Source organism: Zunongwangia mangrovi, assembly GCF_900112105.1.
In the GTDB taxonomy this organism is placed as follows: Bacteria; Bacteroidota; Bacteroidia; order Flavobacteriales; family Flavobacteriaceae; genus Zunongwangia; species Zunongwangia mangrovi.
The window spans coordinates 1-2,897 of sequence record NZ_FOKV01000024.1 but is presented as its reverse complement, the minus strand read 5'-3'; the positions used below and the strand labels follow the sequence as shown (position 1 = coordinate 2,897).

Sequence of the window (2,897 nt, the reverse complement as noted above, 5' to 3'; positions counted from 1 at the left end):
TATCTTTAGAGTATAAAACACCAAATATGGTATACAAATTAACTGCTTAAAATCATGTTCAACCTGTAGCCATATTTCAGGACTAGACAGCTGAAAAAAATGAAATCCGAAAAATATATTAGTTTAGGAAAAAAAAATAAAAAAGCCAGTTGTAAAAACGAGTTGCAACAAGCCAAAACTTAATAGATGAGAAAGAAAATTGGAGAAATTTTAGTACAAATAATACCAGTTATGATTGGCGTTTATTTGGGGTTCGTTTTATCAAATTGGTCGGAAACGAATAAAAGGAAATCTCAAACAGAACTCTTAAGAAAAAATATTATAACCGAAATAAAATCTAACAAATCAAAAATTTCCGAGGTATTAAATTATCACATAATGCTTAGAGATAGCTCACGAATTATTCAAAATTCAGATAACATTGAAATGAAAACATTACCGCCGTTTTTTAAGGGAACTCGGACCGTTATTTTAGGTAATGGTGCTTTTGACACAGGAATTCAAACTGGGCTTATCAACAGTTTAAAATTTCAAGAAATTCAAAATATTAATGAAATCTATACGATGCAATCAGCATATAAAGATTTTAGTCAACTCATACTGTCAAATTTGATGATGAAAATTGACTTTAAAGAAAACGATAATGGTGATAGAAAATTTTACGGATTTTTAGCTGTAACTATGACAGACATTGTATTAAAAGAAAAAAGACTAATACAGAATTACGAAAATTTATTGGAAGAGATTGATACGGAATAAAGCCAGTTGCCAACAACGCGTATGGTCAATTGCGGCTAAATACTTAATCGATATTGGTTGTTTTTAGCTATATTTATTTTAAGCGGACACAACCTGGCCAACAAGCCCGCAACTGTCCATACTCGATACCGTTGTAAAACATTTTGACCAAATGAATCACATCTTTCCAATTTTGGGAATTTTAATTATACTGATTAGTTGTAAATCAACTAAAGTCGGACAGAAATCGGAATTTAATTTGGAAAACGATTCTGTAAATCTTTATGCTTTTGTCGGAGAAAAAATATCCGTAATTGAATTTGACCCAAATGAAAATAATACTCGAATAGAAATTGACTCAATAACTGGAGATACAATTCGGAGAGTAAGTTATGTTATGGATTACGGATTCAAAAACAAATATAGAGTTGTTAAAAATGTGTTTAACGACTTGAAAACAGACACGATTGAATTTGTTGCTTATGACCATTATGGACGTCCAGGATTTGAAAATTATGAAAACGTGATTTTGTACATTTCCTTGAATAAGAAAAAAGGTCATTATTATCATCAAAAATATCAATATGACCCAGTACAAAAAACAAAAAACGGAACTTGGAAAGGACTTAATGGAGAAAGCATCGAAAAGCTGTTTAACGAAAAGAAAAAAGGAGTACTAACCGCTCGTGGATTATTTGATGAATAAAAAACGTTTTACAACAATGTATAACAACAACTGCGGCTTTGTGTCCTGCGGACACAACCGCGCAAACATAAAAGTCAGTAATTTTAGCTATCTTAGTTTCCAACCAATCCGCAACTGATTGTTATACAAGACCGTTGGCAACAAGCTGAAAAAATACGAATGAAAAACAAAATACTGATTTTACTACTGACTCTTTTACCAATTATTGGATTCAGTCAAAACCAGAATGAAAACGTTTTATACGTTGTAGATTCAATTCCTGTTATCGAAGAACCGAAAGAAGGATTCGGAATGCTGACTGAAAACGAAATTGACAGAGTTGAAGTGGTAAAGAACAAAAAAGCAATTGAGGAAATTGGATATAAAGACTTGGACGGAATTATTTATGTTTTCACAAAGGAATATGTAAAAAGACCTGACAGCATAAAAGCAATTCCAACTACCAAATTGATGACCAAAAAAAATGGAACTTGGTATTTAAAAGGTAGCTCAACACCTTATTCGGGTGGATTTATCGATTACTATCTGACAGGAAAAAAACAAGGGGAAGGAACTTTATTCAACGGAAAACTAAAAGGCAAACGTCTAATGTATCATTTAAACGGCAACGTATCAGATGAAGTTGAATATGAGAACGGACTTTCCAATGGAATGGAAAAACGATTTTACAAAGACGGAACTCTAATGCAAAAAGGCGAGTTTAAAAACGGACAAGAAATTGGAATTTGGGAAATGTATCATCCAAATGGACAGTTAAAACAACAAACAAATTTTGTGAACGGAAAAATGGACGGAGAATCCGTTTCCTACTATTCGACAGGAGAAATAAAAGGGAAAAACGTTTATAAAAATGGTGTTTACCAAAAGGATAAGGTAAACGACAAACTTTTCAAATTATACAACGAATCTCAAGAGTTGTATAAACAATTAAACTATAAAGGAGCAATTAAGAAATTGGATAAAGCATTAGAATTAGAACCAAATTGGGCTGACGGATATTTTGCAAGAGCCACAATGAAATTAAACAACTTTCAATTCGATGAAGCAATTAAAGATTTCAACAAAACTCTTGATATTGAGCCATATTTTACTAACGCTTATTCCAATCGAGCTTTTGCAATTTTGAGAAAATACGAACTTGGAAATAGTCGAACATTATCAAAATCAAAGGATGTTCAAATCATCGCTTCAAAAGAAACTGAAATACCAGAATCTGAATTGACAAAAATTTGTGCTGATTTGAATAAAGCCGTTTCGCTTGGAGATGATAATTGGATGGTTTTAGAAGCATTAGAAAAACACTGTAATGAATAAAAAAAGCCAGTTGCCAACAACGCGTATAGCCAATTGCGGCTAAATACTTAATCGATATTCGAAGTTTTTAGCTATATTTATTTTAAGCGGACAAAAACTGGTTAACCAACCCGCAACTGTCCATACTCAAAACCGTTGT

3 protein-coding genes are annotated in these 2,897 nt (G+C 32.1%); all 3 read left to right on the top strand.

Annotated elements, in window-relative coordinates; all coding sequences use genetic code 11:
* Positions 1-186: 186 nt before the first annotated feature.
* The 3 genes from BM201_RS17910 to BM201_RS17900 all read left to right on the top strand — a co-directional run bounded on the left by BM201_RS17910 (position 187) and on the right by BM201_RS17900 (position 2,758).
* Positions 187-759 carry a hypothetical protein gene (locus BM201_RS17910; protein ID WP_139219300.1) on the top strand — a complete coding sequence of 191 codons (573 nt, stop codon included), beginning with the start codon at positions 187-189 and terminating at the stop codon, positions 757-759.
* Between the two features lie 151 nt (positions 760-910).
* Positions 911-1,444, top strand: coding sequence for a hypothetical protein (locus tag BM201_RS17905; protein WP_092545181.1), 534 nt, complete (start codon positions 911-913; stop codon positions 1,442-1,444).
* A gap of 159 nt (positions 1,445-1,603) precedes the next feature.
* Positions 1,604-2,758: a hypothetical protein gene (locus tag BM201_RS17900; protein WP_092545179.1), complete on the top strand. Its 1,155-nt coding sequence runs from the start codon at positions 1,604-1,606 to the stop codon at positions 2,756-2,758.
* The last annotated feature ends 139 nt before the right edge of the window (positions 2,759-2,897 follow it).